Raw genomic sequence first — 19,938 nt, 5'->3', positions numbered from 1 at the left:
AGGTGGCGTTAATGGCGGCGATGAAACCCTCCATTCCCGCCGTTTTGGGCGTCACCGCCCCACCGCCCCGCACCACCCTCCGCAGCTCGCTCTGGCTTGCCTCGGCTCTCTCTCTGGTCACCGCCCCGCTGCTCTTCGTGATCGAAGCGATCTGGCGCTGGATTATGTGACTGCGACTCCACGGCGCCAGCACCGCCAAGGCGGAACGCGTCGATTGGGACTTTCCCTTTTCGCCGCCGGCAAGTAGTGGCACGGGGGCCGGCCCTCCGGCGCCTGCGCCGCTGCGGCCGGGTGCCGCCACTCACCGTAGCCGGCCCAGGAATAGTCAGCTGTCGGAGAGCGCATCGTGGCGCATATCATCGTTGTTGGAAACGAGAAGGGCGGGTCCGGCAAATCCACCACCTCCATGCATGTGGCCACGGCGCTTGCGCGCATGGGCCACCGGGTCGGCACGCTGGACCTCGACCTGCGCCAGCAGAGCCTCGGTCGTTACGTCGAGAACCGCCGGGCATTCTGCGAGAACAACGGCCACTCGCTTGCGGTTCCGGCCTACATCAACCTCCCCGAGGTCGCGCCGGAAGATGTTCCCGCAGGCACCAATCCGCACGACTACCGCCTCTCACGCGCCGTCCAGGCCCTCGAGGCGGAGAGCGACTTCGTCCTCATCGACTGCCCCGGCTCGCACACGCGCCTCAGCCAGATGGCTCATTCGCTGGCCGATACGCTGATCACGCCGCTCAACGACAGTTTCGTGGATTTCGACCTGCTGGCCCGCACCCGCCCGCAGGACGGCGCCATCCTCGGCCCCTCGGTCTATTCCGAAATGGTCTGGGCGGCGCGGCAGACCCGGGCGCAGGCCGGGCTGAAACCGATCGACTGGATCGTCACGCGCAACCGGCTCGGGTCGCAGCAGATGCACAACAAGCGCAAGGTCGGAGAGGCGCTCGGCAAGCTCTCCAAGCGCATCGGGTTCCGCGTCGCACCGGGCTTCAGCGAGAGGGTGATCTTCCGCGAACTCTTCCCGCGCGGCCTCACGCTGCTCGACCTCCGCGACATCGGCGGCGACCGTCTGAACCTATCGAACATCGCCGCCCGCCAGGAATTGCGCGACCTCATCAAGACACTCGATCTGCCGGGCGTGAAGGTCAAATTCTGAACGGACGGCGGAGGACTCCAGAACCGCCGCCGATGCAGGTGAACGCAGCGACGACGGGCGCCCTGCCCCGAACCGGCCGCCGCGATCTACCTGCCTATAGTAGGTTCCGGTCGCCGTCCAAAGGTCACCGCGCTTCCCCGGATCGGTTTTCCGGTGGACCGCGGCGGAAAGCGACGAATTGACGGGTTCCTGCATTCACAGTGCCTATGCATCCTGCGCTTGAAAGCTAGTAGTCGGCACTCGACACTAGGCGTACGGCCGTAGACGGCAGGATCGGCATAGGGAAACGACATCGTTGAAGCGCCCCGCGAACCGCCCCGTACAGAGCATTGCGCTGGTACTGGCGGCAACTCTGTCCTTCGCCCTCGGCGACGTCGCAACCAAGTACCTGGCTCAGCATCATCCCGTGCCCGTGATCCTGATGGTACGCTACGGGGTCAACGCGGTTCTGATCGGCGTGTTCCTCTATCCGAGCTTCGGTCGCGACATCTGGATAATGAACAATCGCGTTTTGGTTATCGCGTGGAGCCTCTGCCTCGCTTTGGCGTCAGTCACGCTTGCACTCGCGCTACGCCTCATGCCAGTCGGCGAGACGATTGCAATCGTCTACCTTTGCCCGTTCCTGGTGATGCTGTTGTCGGCGCGGTTCCTTGCCGAGCCCGTACCGCCGGGCGTTTGGGTTTGGGCCATCGCGGGCTTCGCAGGCGTGCTGCTGGTCCTGCGGCCCGGCGGCGGCCTTGACCCCATCGGCGCGTTTTATGCAGTGATCAACGCCGGTCTCGCGACGGCCTACCACCTACTGACACGCCTGGCATCGCGGACGGAAACGACGGTCGCGCTCCAGTTCCACGCCGCTTGGGTCGGCGGCGTCGTCTTAATATTGTGGAGCCTTCCGCTGCTGGCCGGGTTGGAGCCGGACCGAACCGATCTCATCCTCATGATCGGCCTCGGCCTTGCCTATTCGGTCGGGCACTACCTCTTCACGGCGGCCTACCGGTTGGCTCCAGCCTCACTGCTCGCACCGATCAACTATTCGCATCTGGTCTGGGCCGGCGGGCTGGGGTTCCTGTTCTTTGGAGACTTTCCGGACGGCATCAGTCTTTTTGGAATGACGCTTGTGGGGGTGTCAGGTGTCGCCATTGCCCTCGCTGCGCGGTCTCGTTCATCCAACGACCGGGCGGATCAGCCAACCGGTCGCTGAAAGCGCGTCGCGAAACGATTGCCCTCGACAACGTGCGCCGAGACGAAGGAACCGTCTGTCCATGCCGGGATCTCGGGTGTGGATGGCCCCCAAGAAGTGACGCCGCTAGCGTGGTCACTCAATTCAAAGAGGTGCGATACCGCAGGGCTGGCGCCGGTCATGTATCGAACACAATCGTCGATGTTTCACTTCGCAAGGGAAGGACCGGCCGGAGTTCGGTTGCGCCGGGTCGGTCGGCACGCGCGACGCGGCGGGGCGCGGTTCAACGACGTTTCCCGACTGCAGTTTGTCCGTTGGGCTGCATCCACGCGCCCGAGGTCGCAATCTGCTTTTTGTCTCGTGCCGCGTCATCTCCATAGAGGCGACGCGGCCCTGGGTGAGTCCTGCATCGGGTGGAATGGCGTGTTTCCAGATCCACGCCCCGGTTGCGCAGCCAGCCGGTCAGCGCTCCACCGTCACCGAGATCATGCGGTCTGGGTCGGCTACCGCGCCATTGGCGTTGGCGTTGCCTTTCTTGATCGCATCGACCACATCCATGCCCTCGATCACACGGCCGACCACCGTGTATTGGCCATCCAGATGCGGAGCGGGCGCGAACATGATGAAGAACTGGCTGTTGGCCGAGTTCGGATTCTGCGATCTCGCCATACCGACCACACCGCGCTCGAAGGAGACGCTGCTGAACTCGGCTGGCAGGTCCGGCATGTCGGAGCCACCCATGCCGGCGCGGCTGGTATCGCCGCCGGATTTGCCGAATTGCACGTCTCCCGTCTGGGCCATGAAGCCATCGATTACCCGGTGGAAGACCACGTCGTCATAGGCACCGGCCTCCGCCAGCGCGGCGATGCGTTCCGCGTGCTGCGGCGCCACGTCCGCCAGGAGATCGATGACGATCCGGCCTTCGCCAGCACCGCCGACTTCGATCACCAGATTCGGCCCGGCGGTGTCTTCTGCAGCCGTCGCGGGCGATTGCCCTCCATGAGTCATCAGGAAGAACGCTGCGAGAAAGGCGAGCCCAACGGCGAATATGCCGCCTGCGAAAACCCGGCTGTCAGACATCGGCGGCCACCTTGACCGAGATCATCTTGTCGGGGTTCGCGGGTGGCTCGCCCCGGGTAATCGCGTCCACGTGCTCCATGCCCGAGATCACCCGGCCGTAGACCGTGTATTGCCCGTTCAGGAAGTCATTGTCCTTGAAATTGATGAAAAACTGGCTGTTCGCCGAGTTCGGGTTCTGCGACCGGGCCGCGCCAAGGGTACCCCGGGCGTGGGGCAGCTTGGAGAACTCCGCCGGCAGGTCGGGATGCTCGGAGCCCCCCGTCCCCGCCCGGCGCAGGTCGCCACCGGCCTTGCCGTGAGCCACGTCGCCCGTCTGGGCCATGAAGCCGTCGATCACCCGGTGGAAGACCACGTCGTCATAGGCGCCGGCACGGGCCAGGTCTTTCATACGCTCGCAATGCTGGGGCGCCACGTCGGACAGCAGCTCGATGACGACGTCGCCGTCCTTGAGCGTGATGATGACAGTGTTTTCGGGATCCTTGATTTCGGCCATCGGGCCCTCCTCGCTCGTGCATGGCGGGTATTCCCCCCGCGGTTCGGCGCGACCCTAAACCGCGTTAGCGGAAACCGAAACCCCGTAGCTGGTCAAATCCGGTTGCGATAGACAGCGCACAAGCCTTTCGAAAGGAGCAACCCATGAGCTGGAAGACCCTCGACGACATGGACCTCGCCGGCAAGACCGTGCTGGTGCGTGTCGACATCAACGTGCCGGTCAAGGACGGCGTAGTAACCGACGCCACGCGGATCGAACGCATCGTGCCAACGATCAAGGACATTCTTGCGAAGGGCGGCAAGCCCGTAATGCTCGCCCACTTCGGGCGGCCCAAGGGCAAGCCGGTGCCGGAGATGAGCCTCAGGATCACCGTGCCGACGCTGGAAGAGAAGCTCGGCCAGAGCGTCACCTTTGTCGAGACCCCCTCGCGCGAGGCGCTGGACGCCTTGCCCGCAGATGCAGTGGTGCTGGTGGAGAACACTCGCTTCACACCGATGGAGACGGACAACGATCCGAAGATGGCCCAATTCCTGGCCTCCCTCGGCGATGTCTATTGCAATGATGCCTTCTCCGCCGCGCACCGGGCGCACGCCTCCACGGAGGGCGTGGCCAAGTTGCTGCCCAATTGCGCCGGCCGGCTGATGGCGCAAGAGTTGGGGGCGCTTGAATCGGCACTTGGCAAACCGGAACGCCCGGTGGTGGCCGTTGTTGGCGGCGCGAAGGTCTCCACCAAGCTCGACCTGCTGGGCAACCTGATCGAGAAGGTCGATCATCTGGTGATCGGTGGTGGCATGGCCAATACCTTCCTGGTGGCAAAGGGGGTGGAGATCGGCACCTCGCTCGCCGAACGCGACATGGCCGACACCGCCAAGGCGATCCTTGAGAAGGCCGAAGGCACCGGCTGCACCATCCACCTGCCGGTGGATATCGTCGTGGCCGCCGAGTTCGCCGCCGGCGCTGCCAACGAGGTACTGCCGGTGGATCAATGTCCCGCCGACAAGATGATCCTCGACGCCGGCCCGGCCACCGTCGAGGCGCTCAAGGGCGTCTTCGCCCAGTGCAAGACCCTGATCTGGAATGGCCCGCTTGGCGCTTTCGAAATCGAACCCTTCCACACGGGTACCTTTGACGCGGCGTTGGCCGCCGCGGCGCTCACCGCCGACGGCAAGCTGAAGACCGTCGCCGGCGGCGGCGATACCGTCTCGGCTCTCAACAAATCCGGTGCTGCGAAGGATTTCACCTATATCTCGACCGCCGGCGGCGCCTTCCTGGAATGGATGGAAGGCAAGGAACTGCCCGGCGTGGCCGCGCTCGGCTGACCACGGGAAAAGTAACTAGCCCATATGTCGAGGGCCGGGCGACTTGCATCGTCCGGCTCTTTCATTGCGGATCACGGTACTTCAAGCTGTGGCAGGCATCGCAGCCCTGTGCCCGTTTTCCAGACAGCCAAGCCCCAACAGCGTCTGCCGGATCGCCGCGTCCAGATCGGTGCGTGGCTCGGCGCCGATCAGCTCGACAAGTCGCCGGTTGTCGAAGCGCATGGGGTGCCGCCAGTGCGGTGCGATCTCGGCCACTTCCCGCGGCATCCCGCCGAATGGCGCGAGCGCCGACATCAGCCACCAGGGGAAGCGCCACACCGGCAGGCTGCGCCCGGCCACGCGCTGGATCGCGTCGGTCATGCGGGTGCCGCTCTCGTCCACCACACCCTCGAACTGCACCCGCTCGAACGGGCGCAGCCGCGCCTCCGCCGCCATAAGCCGCGCGAAGGCTTCCGCGAGATCCGGCAGATAGGCCCAGCTATGCCCCGGCCCGGTGGCCGGGTTCACGATCCGCCGCAACGGCTTGCCCGGTGCGACCATGGCCTGCGAGAACCAGCTCTGCCGCGTGTCAGGCCCGAAGAAATCGCCCGCCCGCAGGATCAGCGACGGCACATCCGGTGCGGCCGCCTCCAACCGTTGCTCTAATGCGACCCGGATCCGGCCCTTCGCGCTTTTTGGCTGCTGAGGCGTCGCGGCGTCGATCACCGGCGCGGCCTCGGGGTCGTAGTTGTAGACCGTCCCTGGCAGCACCACACGAGCGCCACCCGCGGCCCGCGCGGCGGCGATCGTGTTGTCGATCATCGGCAGCACCAGCGTGTCCCAGTTTCGATACCCCTTCGGATTGACCGCGTGGACGATCGCCTGAACGCCGCTCGCAGCCGCAACAACGTCGGCGCGGTTCATCGCGTCGCCCCGGCGCCAATCCGCCACTGCCGGGGCGTGGTTCCGCGCCGTCTCCGGATGTCGCGCCATTGCACGCACGTGCCAACCATCCTGTTGGAGGGCCGTCGCAATCGCCCCGCCAACGCCCCCTGACGCGCCAAGTATCAGAACTGTCTTTTTCGCGTTCATCTCTGCGTTCCTCTCGCTGCGGCCTCTTGCTGGCCGTTTCCATGATCGGAGAATGCGCCCACCTGAGATAAAATAAAATTGCAATAATTTCGCCTACCGCTAGAAAGAATCTTATGAGCTCGTCAGTCACCTGGGATGACCAAAGGGTCTTTCTCGCCGTGCTGGAGGAGGGCAGCCTGTCCGGAGCGGCACGGCGGCTCGGCCTTTCGCACCCGACCGTGCGCGCGCGGCTGGAGGGGATGGAGGCGGCACTTGGCACCGTTCTTTTCACCCGTTCCGCAAACGGTCTCGCGCCGACGGAGAGCGCGCTGGCCCTGCGTGCGCCAGCGCGCAGCATGGCCATCGCCTCCGAATTGTTCAACCGGCAGGCCTCCGCCCCGCCCGGCGAGGTCGCCGGCACAGTGCGCCTGAGCGTACCCGACTTCATCGGCGTCGAGGTGGTGCCACCGATGCTCGGCGCTCTTCGGCAGGCGCATCCCGGACTGCGCATCGAGCTGTCACTCACAAATGCGGTCGAGGATGTCCTTGGGCAGGAGGTCGATCTCGCGATCCGCATGATGCGGCCCGCGCAGGATGCGCTGGTCGCGCGTAAGATCGCCGATATCCCGCTCGGTTTCTTCGCCGCGGAAAGCTACCTGCGCAGGCAGGGCAAACCGACGACAGTGGCCGAACTTGCCAATCACGATATCATCGGGCCCGACCGCAGCCGCCCCGATCTCATGTTGGTGGAAGCGCTCGCAATCGGGATTACGCGGCCCAACCTTGTCCTGCGTACCGACAACCATCCGGCGCAAGCCGCCGCTGTGCGGGCTGGGCTCGGAATCGGCGTCTTGCAGGTGCCCGTGGGTGCGCGCGATCCAAACCTGCGCCGCGTGTTGCCAGATTTCGTCCCCGTGATGCTGGAGACATGGATCGTGACCCACGAGAACCTCCGCCACGTCCCACGAATACGGGCTACGCTCGATTCGCTCACCGAGGCCTTCAACGCCTATGCCCGTTAGACCAACGCGCCAATACAACGGCGGCGACCGTTTTCGAGGCCGCCGCGGTGTGTGACGCTTCAGATTTCCAGTCGCGCCGGGATCAGCTCATCCGGGCCAGACGCTTCACGAAGGGGTCGGCTTCCAATTGGGCGGAAGCGCGCGGCGACAGGTCGAGGTCCTTTGTCCATTCCCCGCCGAACCGCATCGCGGCGGTGACGGCCGTCTTCGCGCCGACGGCCCGCTCGGTGCTTTCCGGTCCGTGCCGGAACAGCGTCACGGAGGCACCAGCGCATTTCGTACGGCGATCCTGCTCCCGCTTCGCCATGCGGGCCGCCGAAACACTGCGGCGTCGGGTCGGCGCGCCGGTGGAGACCCCGGCAGGAACCAATGCTGCCGTCAGCGCGTCCGAACAACTGGAGCCGTCGGCCATCACCGGAACGTAGTAGGAGATCCGTTGGCAACGCAGCCGACGGGCGGCTTCGTCACGCGCCTGACGCACCTGACAGCGCATCAGGAGCATGAGACCGACCATTGCCAGGACCGATCCGGCAATCCCCGGCACGGCACTGAATTCCGGCATGTGCCGATGCACCATGTCGATGGTGGCGCAACTGGCGGCACCCAGGCCGATCATCGGAATAGCCACCATTCTGGCCAGGCTGCGGGCCGGACGGGCAGTCATTTCTGCGCCAGCCCCGGCAAGGTCTTGCTGATGTGTCTGATCGGTCGGCACGGCGCCACTCCTCGTTACTCAATTTCAACGCTACGGGCCGAAATGGGCCGGTTTGTGGCACGCATCGGGAGCTTTTTTGCAAAGCTCCGGGCAAGATTCGCGCGTTCCTACTCGCCGAAGAGCGTGTCCACGGGGCGCGGCGCATGGGCCACGGCCAGCGCCTGCATCGGCGGCAGATCGGGCTGTTCAATGGCACGTATCGCCGCCCGCGCCAGGAAATCCCCGGCTTCGATAACATCTTCATGCACCGTTATGACCTCGCGCCGGAAGAACCTCAAAAAGGGTGCGGCCTCCTTTGCAAACACGTCGATATTGTCGCCCAACACCAGCCCTCGGTGCTCCAGCGCCGCCACTGCGGAAATCGCTGCTGTTGTCGAAGGAGCAATGATCCCGTCCGGCACGTCGGTACGCGCCAACCTTTCCGCCAGAGCCAGCCGCACTCGCTCGTTGGTGTCGTGGCTCGTCACTCCCTCCAGGATTTCAAGCTCCAGACCTTTTTCGGCCAGCGTCTTGTTGATGCCGCTGACAATATGTTGCGCATAGCTTTGCCCCATCGGCGGGGACACCAGCATCAGCCGCCGGCGTCCCCGTTCCAACAGCGTGCGCGCTGCGATCTCGCCGAAAGCGCCGTTGTCGAAGTCGAAATAGGGATGCTCCCGGCACCACCGCGTGCGCCCGTAGGTGGCGAACGGGAAGTCACGTTCCATCATATATGCAATGCGACGGTCTTCCGGTTCGATCTGCGACGTGATGATCGCATCCGCAGAGCGCGTCTCGACGATGTAGCGGATCGGGTCCAGCCGATCCTCGCCGGTAACATAGGGTGTGACGATCATGTGGTAGCCGGTGCCGCGCAGCGACTTGGCCACGGTGGAAATCAACCGGTTCGTATGATCGTCCAACACGTCGTGGTCTGTGGACAGTACCAGCGAGATCACCATCGTCCGCCCCGTCCGCAGGCGCACACCGGCCCGATTCGGAACGTAGCCGATTTCCTCGGCGATCCGCCGTACCGTCGCCTTTGTCTCCGCGCCGATATCGGGCGCATCCTTCAGCGCGCGCGAAACCGTAGGCACCGCGAAACCGCTCATCTCGGAGATCGTCTTCAATGTCGGTCTCTTAGGTGTCATCGCTAACGGCCGCTTTTTCCTCGTATTCCGCCAGTTTTCAGGGCGCTATCACAGGCCGCTCCCGAGATCGACCGACCAAGGAACCGGTCTTTCAATACCGGTGAAGCGGCCGCGTATTCTCCCTTGATTTGAAATCCTACATCGTTTTAGGCTCCACCTACAACGATTTAGTTCCAGGGAGGAAAATCGTGAAACCCATCACCGGAATTCTTGCGGCCACCGCGCTGGCCAGCGGTACCGCCGCGTTCGCCACCGACCTAGAGGTCACCCATTGGTGGACGTCGGGCGGCGAAGCGGCCGCCGTGGCCGAGTTCGCCAAGGCCTTCGACGCCACGGGCAACCAATGGGTCGACGGCGCAATCGCCGGGTCCGGCAATACCGCGCGCCCGATCATCGTAAGCCGCATTCTTGGCGGCGACCCGATGGGTGCAACCCAGCTCAACCACGGCCGGCAGGCAGAGGAACTGATCGAAGCCGGTCTCATGATGGATCTGACCGAGATCGCAGAGGCAGAGGGCTGGAAGGATATCGTGAACCCGTCGACCCTGCTCGATGGCTGCACCGTGGACGGCAAGATCTACTGCGCTCCGGTGAACATTCACTCCTGGCAATGGATGTGGCTCAGCAACAAGGCGTTCGAAGACGCCGGCGTGCCCGTTCCGACCAACTGGACCGAATTTGTCGAAGCGGCACCCGCGCTGGAAGCCGCCGGCAAGATCCCGCTCGCCATGGGACAGCAGCCTTGGCAGCAGGGCGGCGCCTTTAACGTGATCCTCACCGCAGTCGGCGGCATCGAACTGATCGACAAGATCCAGGGCCAGAAGGACATGGATGCGGCGATGGGTCCGGAATTCGCCGAAGTCTGGACGGCCTTCGCCAAAGCCCGCGATATGGCTGCGAAATCCACCGTGCAGGATTGGAACCAGGCCACCAACCTCGTGATCACCGGCCAGGCTGGCGGGCAGATCATGGGCGACTGGGCACAGGGCGAGTTCCAGGTTGCCGAGCAAACCGCCGGCGAGGACTACACGTGCCTGCCCGGACTCGGCTTGGAAGCCATCCTCGACACTGGCGGCGACGCTTTCTATTTCCCGGTCAACGATGACCCGGAGATCACCGCCGCCCAGAAGGAACTGGCCGCGCTTCTGCTGAAGCCGGAAGTGCAGGTTGCCTTCAACTCCAAGAAGGGTTCGATGCCCGTGCGCGGGGATGTGGACCTCGGCACCGTCAATGCCTGCATGAAGAAGGGGCTCGATCTACTCGCTGCGGGCAACATCATGCCATCGCGTGAGCAGGTTCTGACGCAGGACACGATCAACGAGATCAACGATCTACTCACGGAATTCTGGGCAGACCCGTCGTACTCGCCGGAAGACGCTCAGAAGGCCTACGCCGATATCATCTCGCGCGCCGAGTGATATCGCCTCCCCGGACCCGGCCCACAAAGCCGGGTCCACCCTCCACGACTGACAGGCCGGCGTCCCCGGCCGGGAGCCCCCATGACCAGCACCGACGCCCGCACGGTCGAGGCCGGGAACGGAAGCCGTCCACCTAATCCGCTGCTGAAAAACCTCTCCGCCAAGATCGCCTCTGTTCCAATGGCGCTCACCGCTTTGGTGATCTTCCTCGGTTGCACCGGCTGGACGGTCGTTCACTCCTTTACCTCATCCAAACTTCTGCCGAAGCTCGATTTCGTTGGGCTTGATCAATACGACCGGCTGTGGAGCACCCGCCGCTGGCTCGTTTCCATCGAGAACCTCGCAATCTACGGCATCTGCTCGCTGATCTTCACCCTGGTGATCGGCTTCACGCTCGCCGCGCTACTGGATCGAAAGGTCCGCTTCGAGTCCGCCTTCCGTACGATCTACCTGTATCCCTTCGCGCTCAGCTTCATCGTCACAGGGCTCGTCTGGCAATGGCTGCTGAACCCGGAACTTGGGATCCAGAATGTGGTGCGCTCGCTCGGTTGGGAGAGCTTCAGCTTCGATCCGCTCTACAACCCCGACATCGTGATCTTCGGCATCCTGATCGCTGGGCTCTGGCAAGGCACGGGGCTGATCATGGTCATCATGCTCGCCGGACTGCGCGGCATCGACGAGGACATATGGAAAGCCGCCCGCGTGGACGGCATACCGGTGTGGAAGACCTATGTGCTGGTGATTATCCCGATGATGCGCCCGGTCTTCGTGACCGCGCTGGTGCTCATCACCTCCGGCATCGTGAAAATCTACGACCTTGTCGTGGCGCAAACCTCCGGCGGGCCAGGTATCGCCTCCGAGGTGCCCGCAAAATACGTCTATGACCGAATGTTCTCCTCGCAGAACCTTGGTCAGGGCTTCGCCGCCTCCACCATGATGCTGCTGATGGTTGCGATCATCCTCATCCCCTGGGCCTATCTCGAATTCGGAGGCAAGAAACGTGGCTGATGTGACCGCTTCCACCAATGGCAACGGCATCCCCGCCACCGGGCTGGTCGAGGGGCCGCGCGGGGCGAAACCGAAACGCACGTTCTCCCGCGGCAATATCTTCCTTTACGGCACACTGATCGTGGTCGCGGTTTACTACGCGCTTCCGCTCTGGGTGATGGTCGTGACTTCGCTAAAGGGTATGCCCGAGATCCGCATGGGCAACATCTTCGCACCGCCCGTGGAAATCACCTTCCAACCCTGGGTCAAGGCGTGGGCGGAGGCGTGCACGGGCATCAACTGCGATGGCCTCTCGCGCGGTTTCTGGAACTCGGTGCGCATCCTGGTGCCCTCCGTCGTGCTCTCCATCGCCGTGGCCTCGGTAAACGGCTACGCGCTATCGAACTGGAAGTTCAAGGGCTCGGAGGTCTTCTTCACGATCCTGATGCTCGGCGCCTTCATCCCCTATCAGGTGATGATCTACCCTATCGTCATCCTGCTGCGCGAAATGGGCCTCTATGGCACCCTCTGGGGTCTGGTTCTGGTGCACACGATCTTCGGCATGCCGATCCTGACGCTGCTCTTCCGCAACTACTTCACTTCGATCCCGATGGACCTGTTCAAGGCCGCCCGGGTCGACGGCGCGGGGTTCTGGGGTATCTACTTCCGGGTGATGGTGCCAATGGCGCTTCCGATTTTCGTCGTGGCAATGATCCTGCAAGTCACCGGCATCTGGAACGATTTCCTCTTCGGCGTGATCTATACGAAGCCGGAAATCTACCCGATGACCGTGCAGCTCAACAATATCGTCAACTCGGTACAGGGCGTGAAGGAATACAACGTCAACATGGCGGCGACGCTGCTGACGGGCCTCGTGCCGCTCACCATCTACTTCGTCTCCGGCAAACTCTTCGTGCGCGGCATCGCCGCCGGCGCCGTCAAGGGGTAACGCATCATGCATTCCGTCTCTATTCGCTCCCTCGACCTCCATTTCGGCGCCGTGAAGGTCCTTCAGAACCTCGATCTGGACATCTTCGACGGCGAGTTCCTCGTCCTGCTTGGCTCATCCGGGTGCGGCAAGTCTACACTTCTGAATTGCATCGCCGGATTACTCGACGTCACCGACGGGCAAATATTCATCAAGGACAAGAACGTTACCTGGCTGGAACCCAACGAGCGCGGCATCGGCATGGTTTTCCAGTCCTACGCGCTCTATCCGCAAATGACCGTGGAGGGGAACCTCTCCTTCGGGCTGCGGAACGCCCGCATGCCCAAGGCGGAGATCGCCAAGCGCGTTGCCCGCGCCGCCGAGATCCTTCAGATCGAGCCGTTGTTGAAACGCAAGCCCGCCGCGCTCTCTGGCGGCCAGCGGCAGCGGGTCGCCATCGGCCGGGCGCTGGTGCGCGACGTGGACGTGTTCCTGTTCGACGAACCGCTCTCCAACCTCGACGCCAAGCTGCGCGCCGATCTTCGGGTGGAGATCAAGCGGCTGCACCAGAACCTCGAGAACACGATGATCTACGTTACCCATGATCAGGTGGAGGCGATGACGCTGGCCGACCGGATCGCGATCATGAAGGGCGGCCAGATCATGCAGCTCGCCAGCCCGGCGGAGATCTATAACCGGCCCGGCAACAAATACGTCGCCGATTTCATCGGCAGCCCGTCGATGAATTTCCTCGAAGGCATGCTCGACAGCGGCCGATTCACCACCAGCGGCGAAACGCTCGATACCACGGCTTACCCATTCTCGGGCAGCACCGCCCACGGGCCTGCCACCATGGGCGTGCGCCCCGAACACGTCGCCACAGGCCACGAGATGCAGTCGCTGCCGATTCAGGCGGATGTGTCTGTGGAGCTTGTGGAGCCCATGGGGTCCGACACGCTTGTCTGGACACAATTCGCCGGGCAGACCTTCCGCTTTCGCATGGACGGGCAAGCCGAAGTTGCCCCGGGCGACACCATCCGCATCGGTATCGACCCGGCGAAGGCGAGCTTCTTCGACCAGAAAACGGAGTTGCGGCTGTGACCCAGGTTTTGGGCGCTCACATCACAGCACCCGTGCGCGGGGTGACCAGACGCGGGCAGCGCCCGACTCTCCCGCCAGGAGGTTGCGCCAGAGGCGCCGTTGCGCCGCTCGGCCCTCGTCCGGTGCCGCGGCATGAGCGTTCGACCTCGATCCTCCAATGTATCCTCCCACGGCCGGACGCGGCCCTGTGCACCCGGCCCACCGGCGAACCAACCACCGTATCCCCATGACCCATTCCACCCACGCCTCCGCCATCGACCTTGCCGGTTTCTGGAAAGCCACGGACGAGACCGGCGAATACACCTTCGACATGGCACTGCCGGGCGATATCGTCACTGCGTTGCAGGTCGCCGGACGCATACCCGACCCCTATTGGGGCCGTAACGAATACGACCTGCGCTGGATCTGCGAGCGAAGCTGGATACTCAGCCGCGAAATAGACCTCGACAGAACCGACCTCGTCCTGGTTTTGTCGGAGGTGGACACGGTCGCCACCATCCGCCTTAACGGCACGGTCGTTCTGGCGGCAGAGAACGCACACCGCACCTACCGCGCCGACATCTCCCAGGCCGCGCGCATCGGCACCAACCGCTTGGAGATCGAGCTGCACGCGATCACCGCCGAATGCGATTCCCGACAAGCCGCCCTGCCCTTCCCGATCCCCGACCATGGGGAAAACTCGCCCATCCGTAACGGCAACATGATCCGCAAGCCGCAATGCGACTTCGGCTGGGACTGGAACATCGCGCTGGCGCCTGTCGGACTCTACGGAACGCTGCGCCTGGAGCCGCACGCAGATGTCCGCATTGGTCGGCTCGCAATCGCGCAGGATCACTCCGGCGACGGCGTCACCCTCACAGTGACCGCCTATCTCGACGGCCAGACGACGGACGACACCGCCTTCGTCCTCTTCGACTACGCCGGCGAGGTGCGCACGCTTGCCGTGCCGCCAGGAGCCCACGCCCCGACACTGACCGAAACCTTCCACATCGCCGAACCGCAGCTCTGGTGGCCCGCCGGTCACGGCGCGCAGCCGTTGCAGGACCTCGCCGTCACCCTGGGCGATCAGACCGAACACCGCCGGGTCGGCCTGCGCCAGATCGAGCTTGTCTCGGAACCCGACGAAACCGGCCGCTCTTTCCTCATCAAGGTCAACGGTCGTCCGGTCTTCTGCCGCGGTGCCAATTGGATCCCGGCCGACGCGCTGGCTGGACGGATCGACCCCGACAACGTGCGCGACCTGCTGCAATCGGCCGTGGACGCGCATATGAACATGATCCGCATCTGGGGCGGCGGACGCTACGAACCCACCTGGCTGCACGACCTCTGCGACGAGTTGGGCCTCATGGTCTGGCAGGATTTCATGTTCGCCTGCAATCTCTACCCGTCGACACCCGAGTTCACCGCCGAGGTGCAGGCGGAGGTGCGGGATGTCACCGCCCGGCTGCATCACCACGCCTCGACCGCGCTCTGGTGTGGGGACAACGAACTTGTCGGTGCGCTCACCTGGTTCGACGAAAGCAAACGCGACCGGGACCGCTACCTCGTCAACTACGACCGTCTCAACCGCGCCATCGAAGCCGCGCTTCTGGAAACCGATCCGCATGCGATCTGGTGGCCCTCTTCGCCCACACCGGGGCCGCTCTCTTTCGGCGATGCCTGGCACGACGACACATCGGGAGACATGCATTTCTGGTCCGTCTGGCACGAGGGCCGCGATTTCGAGCATTACCGGGACGTCTCACCGCGTTTCTGCTCGGAGTTCGGGTTCCAATCCTATCCGTCCATAGAGGTCATCCGCAGCTTCGCCAGCCCGGAGGACTTCAACATCTCGGCCCCGGTCTTCGAGAGCCACCAGAAGAATCGTGGTGGCAACGCCCGGATCGCAGAGACGATGTTCCGCTATTTCCGTTTCCCGTCTGGGTTCGAGAACTTCGTCTATCTCTCCCAGGTGCAGCAAGGGCTTGCGATCCATACCGCCGTCACTCATTGGCGCAGTCTCAAACCTCATTGCATGGGAACGCTGATCTGGCAGTTGAACGACACCTGGCCGGTTTGTTCCTGGTCCTCGCTCGATTACGGGGGCGGTTGGAAGCTCCTGCACCACATGGCGCGCCGTTTCTTCGCGCCGGTGCATGTCTCCGCCGTACCGCAGGGCGACACAGTGGCGCTCAGGGCGGTCAATGATCGCGCGGGCGTTGTGGAACTTACAGTCGAAGCCACTGCCTTCACCATGGACGGCACGCTCCGTTCGCTCGGAAGCGAGACCGTCACCGTCGCCCCGGATTCGGCTGTCGAGGCTTTGCGCGTCACCGGACTTCACGACGACGAGATGCTCTTCTTCCGGTGGCGTATCCCCGGCGGCAGCGAAGGTACCGACCATTTCGCGCCCCAGCCTTACAAATCCTACGCTGTCCAGCCACCGGCGATCGCGATGCAGATCGAACAGGGCGACGCCGGTCTGACCGTCACGCTCACGTCAGAGCGGCCGGCGTTCTTCGTGACGCTTGAGGCGGACGTTCCCGGCCGTTTCTCCGACAACGCCGTCCTGCTGCTACCGGGCCAGCCGGCCAGTATCACCTTCACCCCCCGCGACCCCGCCGCGCGCCCGAACATCACGCTCCGGGATCTTCATTCGGCCACCTGCACACCAGGCTGACCCGCTTAATCAAAGGAAGCACTCATGCGCGTTTTTTCCTACCAGCTCTACTCGTCGCGCAATTTCGGCCCGCTGCCGGAGACGCTGAAGATGGTCGCCGAGCTTGGCTACAAACAGGTCGAGGGCTACGGAAGCCTCTATTCCGATCTCGAAAACCTCGGCCAACTCAAGGACGACCTCGCCGCCAACGGGCTTACCATGCCCACGGGGCACTTTTCGCTCGACATGGTCTCGAACGAGGCCGACCGTGTGATCGAGATCGCGCGCGCGCTCGACATGGCGGCAGTGATCGTCCCGGCGATCCCCGCCGAAGAGCGCGAGAAGGATGCCGAGGGCTGGGCCGAACTCGGCCGCGTCCTGGCACTGGCCGGCCACCGGTTCCACGATGCGGGCTTTGCATTCGGCTGGCACAACCACGCGTTCGAATTTGCCGAGATCGACAGCGCCGAGAAACCCCTCGACCTTATCCTGTCAGGCTCGGACGACCTCGCGCTGGAACTCGACATCGCCTGGGTTGCCAAGGGCGGTGAGGATCCGGTGGACTGGCTGAAGAAATACGCCGACCGGATCATCGCCGTCCATGTGAAGGACATCGCACCAGAAGGCGAGAACGAGGAAGAGGACGGCTGGGCCGACGTGGGCGAGGGCATCATGGACTGGCGACGGCTGGTACCCGCCATCGACGCCACCAAGAGCCGCTTCCTGGTGATGGAACACGACAATCCAGCCGATGACGCGCGCTTCGCCCGCCGTTCCATCGCCGCCGCCAACGCGTTCTGAAGGAGACCGACAAAATGGAAACCATGGGAGTCGGCATCATTGGATGCGGCAATATTTCGACCGCCTACCTGAAACTCGCGCCGCTCTTCAAGGGTTTGGAGGTGCGTGCGGTGGCGGATCTCTCGCCGGAAGCAGCGCAAGCCCAGGCGGATGAGTTCGGCGTGCGTGCCGAAGACCCGGAGGCCCTTCTGGCCGCCGAGGATATCGGCGTCGTCGTCAACCTCACCGTCCCCGCGGCGCATTTCGCCGTGACCCGGGCGATCCTGGCAGCCGGGAAGCACGCCTATTCCGAGAAGCCCTTCGTTCTGTCGCTGGAAGACGGCGAAGCCCTGCGCGCCCTCGCAGAGACCAAGGGTCTGCGTATCGGTTCAGCGCCCGATACCTTCCTTGGCGGCACCCACCAGCAGGCCCGCGCATTGATCGACGAGGGTGCAATCGGCCCCGTGCTCGCCGGCACCGCCCACGTGATGAGCCGCGGCATGGAAGCCTGGCATCCCAACCCGGACTTCTTCTTCCAGCCGGGTGGCGGCCCCGTACTCGACCTCGGCCCATATTACATCACGAACCTTGTGCAGCTCCTCGGCCCGGTGCGCCGCGTCGCCGCCCTTGCCAACGCCGGCTTCGCAACCCGCACCATCGGCTCCGGTCCGCGGCAGGGCGAGACGGTTCCGGTGAACACGCCGACCAATATCCATGCCCTGCTGGATTTTGCCTCCGGCGCCACCGTGACGCTGTCGGCGAGTTGGGACATCGCCGCGCACCGCCACGCCAATATGGAACTCTATGGTGCAGACGGCAGCCTCTACGTGCCGGACCCGAACTTCTTTGGCGGCGATCTGGTTCTTGCGACAAACCGCGACTCCTCTGCGCCGGTCGACCTCTGGGACCATCCCTTCGGCCGGCCCAACGAGGAGAAGAACGACGAGCGGCGCGCCAATTACCGCACAGCGGGACTGGCCGACATGGTTGCAGCCATCGCGGAAGGCCGCCCGCATCGCTGCTCTCTCGACCTCGCCGTGCACGTGATCGACGTTATGACCGCTATCCTGCGCTCTGGCGAGAATGGCCAGTTCGAGACCCTCTCGACGACTTGCGAGCGCCCTGCGCCACTTACCCCGGCCGAGGCCGCGGCACTTCTGAAAGACGCCGAATGATCCGCAACCCGATCCTGCCCGGCTTCAACCCTGACCCGTCGATCTGCCGGGTCGGGGAGGATTACTATATCGCCACCTCGACCTTTGAATGGTACCCCGGCGTGCAGATCCACCATTCCCGCGACCTGGTGAACTGGGAGCTGGTGGCACGCCCGCTCGACCGGGCCTCGCAACTCGACATGCGCGGCAATCCCGACAGCTGTGGTGTCTGGGCGCCGTGCCTCAGCCATGCAGACGGCAAGTTCTGGCTCGTCTACACGGATGTCAAACGCCTCGAAGGCAGTTTCAAGGACGCGCACAACTACATCGTGACCAGCGACCGGGTGGACGGCGACTGGTCGGATCCCATGTACGTGAATTCCAACGGCTTCGACCCCTCGCTGTTCCATGACGAGGACGGCCGTAAATGGTTCGCTGTCGTGCAGTGGAACCACCGCGGCCCGGGCACCGGCGGCAACCCGGCCAGCGCCTCCTTCGATGGCATCCTTCTGCAGGAATGGTCACCCGAGGCAGGCCTCACCGGCAAGATCACCAATATCTTCCCCGGCTCGCCCCGCGGCCTGACCGAGGCACCGCACCTCTTCAAACGGAATGGCTGGTATTATCTGACAACCGCCGAGGGCGGCACAGGCTATGACCACGCCGTCACACTTGCGCGGTCGCGCGATATTCGCGGCCCCTACGAGTTGCACCCCGACGACCATGTCATGACCGCCGCCGACGCGCCCGATCACCCGATCCAGCGCACCGGCCATGGACAATACGTGGAAACGCCCTCCGGCGAAGGGTTCCACACCTTCCTCATGGGGCGCCCCCTGCCCGGCCGGTACTGCCCGATGGGCCGCGAAACCGGCATAGAACGCGTGGTTTGGCGCAACGACTGGCTCTATCTGGAACAGGGCGGGATGCTGGCACGCGCGCGCCTGCCCGGACTTGCTGACGCCGCAGCCGCCCCTCGCGAAGCCCTCGACCGGGATTTCGCCGACGCCATTCTTCCACCGGAGTTCCAGTGGCCACGCACGCCGGAGTCCGAACGGATATTCCGCCTCGAACCCGGCGCGCTCGTGCTGACAGGGCGCGAAAGCATCGGCAGCTGGTTTGAACAGGCGCTGGTCGCGCGGCGCCAGGAGGACTTCGCCTATCGGGCTGAAACCACAGTTGAATTCAACGCGCAGACCTACCAGCAGGCCGCCGGTCTCACCACCTATTACAACCGCTACAAGTTCCACGCGGTCCTGGTTACAGATGAACCGGAGATCGGCCGTTGCCTCGTCCCGGTCTCCTGCCTTGGCGACTATCCCAGCGGCAAGCTCACCTTCCGCAGCGAAGACGCAGCACCACTGCAGGACGGCCCGGTGGAACTCGCGGTCGACGTCGACCACCAAAGCCAGCGCTTCTTCTGGCGGCAACACGGCGACTGGCAACAGATCGGCCCCGATCTCGACGCCCGCCTGATTTCAGACGAAGGTCCGCCCGGCGAACACGCCTCCTTCACCGGCGCTTTCGTGGGAATGGTCGCCTTCGACACCACCGGGCATGGCCGCGAGGCACGCTTCACCCGCTTCGCATACCTGCCCGGCTAACGCCGGCCATCGATGCGCGACACCGGCCTTTCCGGCAATCGGCGGCCGGTCGCCACGGCAATCGCATGGGCAACACCACCAGGGTTGCAGACCGGCACCATGGAGAATTCGGGAACGGCATCTGTTCTTCCGGTTGGCCTACATGGAAGCGGTCTGTATTCGTTGCGAGGCCCGGCCGGCGGA

18 protein-coding genes are annotated in these 19,938 nt (G+C 64.1%); 13 read left to right on the top strand and 5 right to left on the bottom strand.

The window, feature by feature from the left end; all coding sequences use genetic code 11:
* Window positions 1-11 precede the first annotated feature (11 nt).
* The 3 genes from ARC39_RS25770 (at window position 12) to ARC39_RS02120 (ending at window position 2,357) form a co-directional block, all read left to right on the top strand.
* Window positions 12-170: a hypothetical protein gene (locus tag ARC39_RS25770; protein ID WP_161470919.1), complete on the top strand. Its 159-nt coding sequence runs from the start codon at window positions 12-14 to the stop codon at window positions 168-170.
* A 176-nt stretch (window positions 171-346) separates the two neighbouring features.
* Window positions 347-1,156 (top strand): division plane positioning ATPase MipZ, encoded by an 810-nt coding sequence (locus ARC39_RS02125; protein WP_068109285.1) that lies wholly within the window; start codon window positions 347-349, stop codon window positions 1,154-1,156.
* Window positions 1,157-1,451: 295 nt separating this feature from the next.
* Window positions 1,452-2,357 (top strand): DMT family transporter, encoded by a 906-nt coding sequence (locus tag ARC39_RS02120; protein WP_068109282.1) that lies wholly within the window; start codon window positions 1,452-1,454, stop codon window positions 2,355-2,357.
* A gap of 441 nt (window positions 2,358-2,798) precedes the next feature.
* Here the strand turns inward: ARC39_RS02120 and ARC39_RS02115 are convergent, their stop codons facing one another.
* Together ARC39_RS02115 and ARC39_RS02110 are read right to left on the bottom strand one after the other, a co-directional pair.
* Window positions 2,799-3,416, bottom strand: coding sequence for a peptidylprolyl isomerase (locus ARC39_RS02115; RefSeq protein WP_068109279.1), 618 nt, complete (start codon window positions 3,414-3,416; stop codon window positions 2,799-2,801).
* Window positions 3,409-3,909 (bottom strand): peptidylprolyl isomerase, encoded by a 501-nt coding sequence (locus ARC39_RS02110; RefSeq protein WP_068109277.1) that lies wholly within the window; start codon window positions 3,907-3,909, stop codon window positions 3,409-3,411. The genes ARC39_RS02115 and ARC39_RS02110 overlap by 8 nt, the downstream gene beginning before the upstream one ends.
* Window positions 3,910-4,052: 143 nt before the next feature.
* On the opposite strand from ARC39_RS02110, the gene ARC39_RS02105 reads away from it, so the two are divergent.
* Window positions 4,053-5,228: a phosphoglycerate kinase gene (locus ARC39_RS02105; protein WP_068109273.1), complete on the top strand. Its 1,176-nt coding sequence runs from the start codon at window positions 4,053-4,055 to the stop codon at window positions 5,226-5,228.
* A gap of 81 nt (window positions 5,229-5,309) precedes the next feature.
* Here the strand turns inward: ARC39_RS02105 and ARC39_RS02100 are convergent, their stop codons facing one another.
* Window positions 5,310-6,299, bottom strand: coding sequence for an SDR family NAD(P)-dependent oxidoreductase (locus tag ARC39_RS02100; protein WP_068109271.1), 990 nt, complete (start codon window positions 6,297-6,299; stop codon window positions 5,310-5,312).
* 113 nt (window positions 6,300-6,412) lie between these two features.
* Here ARC39_RS02100 and ARC39_RS02095 point away from each other — a divergent pair, with 113 nt between their 5' ends.
* The gene (locus ARC39_RS02095; RefSeq protein ID WP_068109268.1) at window positions 6,413-7,300 is read left to right on the top strand and encodes a LysR family transcriptional regulator; all 888 of its coding nucleotides are present in this window, start codon (window positions 6,413-6,415) and stop codon (window positions 7,298-7,300) included.
* An 82-nt stretch (window positions 7,301-7,382) separates the two neighbouring features.
* Here the strand turns inward: ARC39_RS02095 and ARC39_RS02090 are convergent, their stop codons facing one another.
* Both ARC39_RS02090 and ARC39_RS02085 read right to left on the bottom strand, forming a co-directional pair.
* A complete protein-coding gene (locus ARC39_RS02090; protein WP_068109266.1) occupies window positions 7,383-8,015 on the bottom strand; it encodes a hypothetical protein in 633 nt (210 codons plus the stop codon).
* Window positions 8,016-8,122: 107 nt separating this feature from the next.
* The gene (locus tag ARC39_RS02085; protein ID WP_236545095.1) at window positions 8,123-9,124 is read right to left on the bottom strand and encodes a LacI family DNA-binding transcriptional regulator; all 1,002 of its coding nucleotides are present in this window, start codon (window positions 9,122-9,124) and stop codon (window positions 8,123-8,125) included.
* Between the two features lie 209 nt (window positions 9,125-9,333).
* On the opposite strand from ARC39_RS02085, the gene ARC39_RS02080 reads away from it, so the two are divergent.
* From ARC39_RS02080 to ARC39_RS02045, 8 genes are all read left to right on the top strand, one after another.
* A complete protein-coding gene (locus tag ARC39_RS02080) occupies window positions 9,334-10,563 on the top strand; it encodes an ABC transporter substrate-binding protein (RefSeq protein ID WP_201455697.1) in 1,230 nt (409 codons plus the stop codon).
* 81 nt (window positions 10,564-10,644) lie between these two features.
* Window positions 10,645-11,571 carry a carbohydrate ABC transporter permease gene (locus ARC39_RS02075; RefSeq protein WP_068109260.1) on the top strand — a complete coding sequence of 309 codons (927 nt, stop codon included), beginning with the start codon at window positions 10,645-10,647 and terminating at the stop codon, window positions 11,569-11,571.
* Window positions 11,564-12,499: a carbohydrate ABC transporter permease gene (locus tag ARC39_RS02070; protein ID WP_068109257.1), complete on the top strand. Its 936-nt coding sequence runs from the start codon at window positions 11,564-11,566 to the stop codon at window positions 12,497-12,499. The genes ARC39_RS02075 and ARC39_RS02070 overlap by 8 nt, the downstream gene beginning before the upstream one ends.
* 3 nt (window positions 12,500-12,502) lie before the next feature.
* Window positions 12,503-13,579: an ABC transporter ATP-binding protein gene (locus ARC39_RS02065; protein WP_236545109.1), complete on the top strand. Its 1,077-nt coding sequence runs from the start codon at window positions 12,503-12,505 to the stop codon at window positions 13,577-13,579.
* A gap of 226 nt (window positions 13,580-13,805) precedes the next feature.
* Window positions 13,806-16,238, top strand: a complete 2,433-nt coding sequence (locus ARC39_RS02060; RefSeq protein ID WP_068109251.1) for a beta-mannosidase — start codon at window positions 13,806-13,808, stop codon at window positions 16,236-16,238.
* 24 nt (window positions 16,239-16,262) lie between these two features.
* Window positions 16,263-17,018, top strand: a complete 756-nt coding sequence (locus ARC39_RS02055) for a sugar phosphate isomerase/epimerase family protein (protein WP_068109248.1) — start codon at window positions 16,263-16,265, stop codon at window positions 17,016-17,018.
* Window positions 17,019-17,032: 14 nt separating this feature from the next.
* Window positions 17,033-18,172, top strand: coding sequence for a Gfo/Idh/MocA family protein (locus ARC39_RS02050; RefSeq protein ID WP_068109245.1), 1,140 nt, complete (start codon window positions 17,033-17,035; stop codon window positions 18,170-18,172).
* The gene (locus ARC39_RS02045) at window positions 18,169-19,755 is read left to right on the top strand and encodes a glycoside hydrolase family 43 protein (protein WP_068109242.1); all 1,587 of its coding nucleotides are present in this window, start codon (window positions 18,169-18,171) and stop codon (window positions 19,753-19,755) included. Before ARC39_RS02050 ends, ARC39_RS02045 begins: the two co-directional genes overlap by 4 nt.
* Window positions 19,756-19,938 lie beyond the last annotated feature (183 nt).

The sequence above is a fragment of the Tropicimonas marinistellae genome (genome assembly GCF_001509585.1).
Lineage (GTDB): Bacteria > Pseudomonadota > Alphaproteobacteria > Rhodobacterales > Rhodobacteraceae > Tropicimonas > Tropicimonas marinistellae.
Note: the sequence above shows the minus strand (reverse complement) of the source record. Positions and strands in the feature narration are given on the sequence as shown.